Annotated in this window: 2 protein-coding genes; one reads left to right on the top strand and one right to left on the bottom strand. The window is 72.6% G+C overall.

All coding sequences use genetic code 11. From position 1 onward, the window contains the following. Positions 1-143 precede the first annotated feature (143 nt). Positions 144-1,619, bottom strand: coding sequence for a xylulokinase (gene xylB / locus ABZS64_RS39195; protein ID WP_355839984.1), 1,476 nt, complete (start codon positions 1,617-1,619; stop codon positions 144-146). Positions 1,620-1,777: 158 nt separating this feature from the next. Between xylB and xylA the strand changes: the two genes are divergently transcribed. Continuing rightward, on the top strand, positions 1,778-2,947 hold the full coding sequence (gene xylA, locus ABZS64_RS39190; RefSeq protein WP_355839986.1) for a xylose isomerase: 1,170 nt from the start codon (positions 1,778-1,780) through the stop codon (positions 2,945-2,947). Positions 2,948-3,096: the final 149 nt, after the last annotated feature.

Raw genomic sequence — 3,096 nt, 5'->3', positions numbered from 1 at the left:
GTCGGCGACTGACGACAACGCTGCGTGGGGGCACCTCCCGTGCCCGAAGGGCTACGGGGGAGTGCCGTGCCAGGGCACGCGAGCCCGGCAAGATCCGAAAGACACCCCCTAGGGTTTTCCCGCCGCCGCCGACGGTACCCGCTTCAGGCGAGCAGCGTCGGTGCAGCTTTCTCCAGTGCGGCGGAGACTCGCTCCCAGGTCTCCATGTCCCGTTCCACCGGCGGGAGTTCGACGGCGTCGCCGCTCTGCCAGCGGCCCGCCAGGGCCACCGGGTCCTCGCCCGTGGCAGCCCCCGCGGCGAGGGCCGCCGCGCCGAGGGCGACCAGTTCGCCGCTCTCCGGGATCAGCAGCGGACGGCCGGAGAGCCGGCGTACGGTCTCCACCCAGTGCCGCCCCTTGGCTCCGCCGCCCACCAGGCGGAGCGGGCGGGCCGCCACCTCCTTGTCGGCGGGGTCGAGTCCGCAGGCGCGCAGCACTTCGTCCAGCGCGCGCAGCACCGTCACGACCGCGCCCTCATAGGCCGCGCCGAGGATCTGCTGCCGGGTGGTGGTGTGGCGCAGACCGGTGAGCAGGCCGGAGGCCGCGGGCAGATCGGGGGTGCGCTCTCCGTCGAGGTACGGCAGCAGTACGAGCTCCCCGCCCGCCTCGGCCGCATCACGGCCCAGGCCCAGCAGGGTCGCGACCTTGTCGACGGCGAGCGTGCAGTTCAGCGTGCAGGCCAGCGGGAGGTACGTACCGTCGGCGGCGGCGAATCCGGCGAGCGCCGGGGAGGCGGGGCGGGTGCGGCTGGCCGCGAAGACGGTGCCCGAGGTGCCCAGGCTGAGGGCCGGGTGGTCGAGCAGCCCCGCGCCACCGAGCCCGAGGCCGACCGCGGCCGCCATGTTGTCGCCGGTGCCCGCGGCGACGGCGATGCCCGCCGGAAGGCCGAGGTCCGCCGCTGCGGTGGCGGTCAGCGAGCCGATGCGTACCGCTCCGGTCGCGGCGACCGGAGGCAGCAAGTCGGCGTCCAGGCCGATGAGTTGAAGGAGCTCCGGGTCGTAGGCGCCGGTGGCGGTGGAGTACCAGCAGGTGCCCGATGCGTCGCCGGGGTCGGTGGCCGCGGTGCCCGCAAGCCGTTCGGTGAGGAAGTCGTGGGGGAGGCGCACGGCGGCCGCCGCCTTGGCGGCCCGTGGCTCGTGCTCGCGCAGCCACTGCCACTTGGCGGCCGTCATGGAGGCGACCGGCACCGATCCGGTACGGGTCGTCCAGGCGTCCGGGCCGCCGAGCGCCTCGGTGAGGGCGGCGGCCTGCGGGGCGGAGCGGGTGTCGTTCCACAGCAGCGCGGGCCGCACCGGACGTCCGGCCCGGTCGAGGACCACGAGGCCGTGCTGCTGACCCGCGACGGCGATACCGGTGACGGCGGACGCGGGCAGACCCGACTCCTTGAGCCCGGCGGCGACAGCCTCGCGCAGCGCGTGCCACCACACCTCGGGGTCGCTCTCGCGTGCGCCGCCTTCGCCGCCGACCTGGTGCGGGGCGCGGCCGACGGCGAGCGTGCGGCCGGTGGCCGCGTCGATGAACGCGGCCTTGGCGGACTGGGTCGAGCTGTCCACGCCGATGACGACCTGCTGCACGGGCATGGTCCCCACCTCTCCCTCCCGGCCTATTTGGCCGTTCGCCGAACAAATTACGTCAAGCGGTCCTGCGCGAACAGGTGTTGGGGCTTCTGTGATCCGGAGGGGGCGTGCTTTATTAGTAAGGTCAGCAAACAAACCAGGGTTCGAAGGCGGTCATGGCCATGGCGGAAGGCTTCACTCCCACCCCCGAGGACAAGTTCAGCTTCGGCCTCTGGACGGTCGGCTGGCAGGGCAGGGACCCGTTCGGGGACGCGACCCGCCCGCCGCTGGACCCGGTCGAATCCGTACAGCGGCTCGCCGCACTCGGCGCGTACGGCGTGACCTTCCACGACGACGACCTGATCCCCTTCGGCGCGTCCGAGTCCGAGCGCGAATCGCACATCAAGCGCTTCCGGCAGGCGCTGGACGCCACCGGTCTGGTCGTGCCCATGGCCACCACCAATCTCTTCACCCATCCCGTGTTCAAGGACGGCGGCTTCACCGCGAACGACCGGGACGTACGCCGGTACGCGCTGCGCAAGACCATCCGGAATATCGACCTCGCTGCGGAGCTCGGGGCGCGTACGTATGTCGCCTGGGGCGGCCGCGAGGGCGCGGAGTCGGGCGCGGCGAAGGATGTGCGCACCGCGCTCGACCGGATGAAGGAAGCTTTCGACCTGCTGGGGGAGTACGTCACCGAGCAGGGCTACGAGCTGCGCTTCGCCATCGAGCCCAAGCCGAACGAGCCGCGCGGCGACATCCTGCTGCCGACGGTCGGCCATGCGCTGGCCTTCATCGAGCACCTGGAGCGGCCCGAGCTGTACGGAGTCAACCCCGAGGTCGGCCACGAGCAGATGGCCGGGCTGAACTTCACGCACTCCATCGCCCAGGCGCTGTGGGCGGGCAAGCTCTTCCACATCGACCTGAACGGCCAGAACGGCATCAAGTACGACCAGGACCTGCGCTTCGGCGCGGGCGATCTGCGGTCCGCGTTCTGGCTGGTCGACCTGCTGGAGACCGGTGGCTACGAGGGTCCGCGGCACTTCGACTTCAAGCCGCCGAGGACGGAGGACGCGGATGGGGTGTGGGCGTCGGCGGCGGGCTGCATGCGCAACTATCTGATCCTGCGCGAACGCGCGGCGGCGTTCCGCGCGGACCCCGCGGTGCGGGATGCGCTGCGGGCGGCGCGCCTCGACGAACTGTGCCGGCCCACGGCTGAGGACGGGCTGTCGGGGTTGCTTGCGGACCGGGGTGCGTTCGAGGAGTTCGACGTGGAGGGGGCGGCGGAGCGGGGTATGGCGTTCGAGCGGCTGGACCAGCTGGCGCTGGACCACCTGCTTGGGGTGCGCTGAACGGGGCGCCTGCGGCGGGCTTGTTCCCCACCCCGTCCCTTCCCGAACTGGGGCTTCGCCCTAGACCCCGTTGCGGGGGCTCCGCCCCCGGACCCCCGCGCCTCAAACGCCGGCGGGGCTGGATGTGCGGCCGAGCCGCACATCCAGCC

This window comes from Streptomyces sp. NPDC005408 (assembly GCF_040606445.1).
Lineage (GTDB): Bacteria > Actinomycetota > Actinomycetes > Streptomycetales > Streptomycetaceae > Streptomyces.
This window is presented reverse-complemented; position numbering and strand designations above follow the sequence as displayed.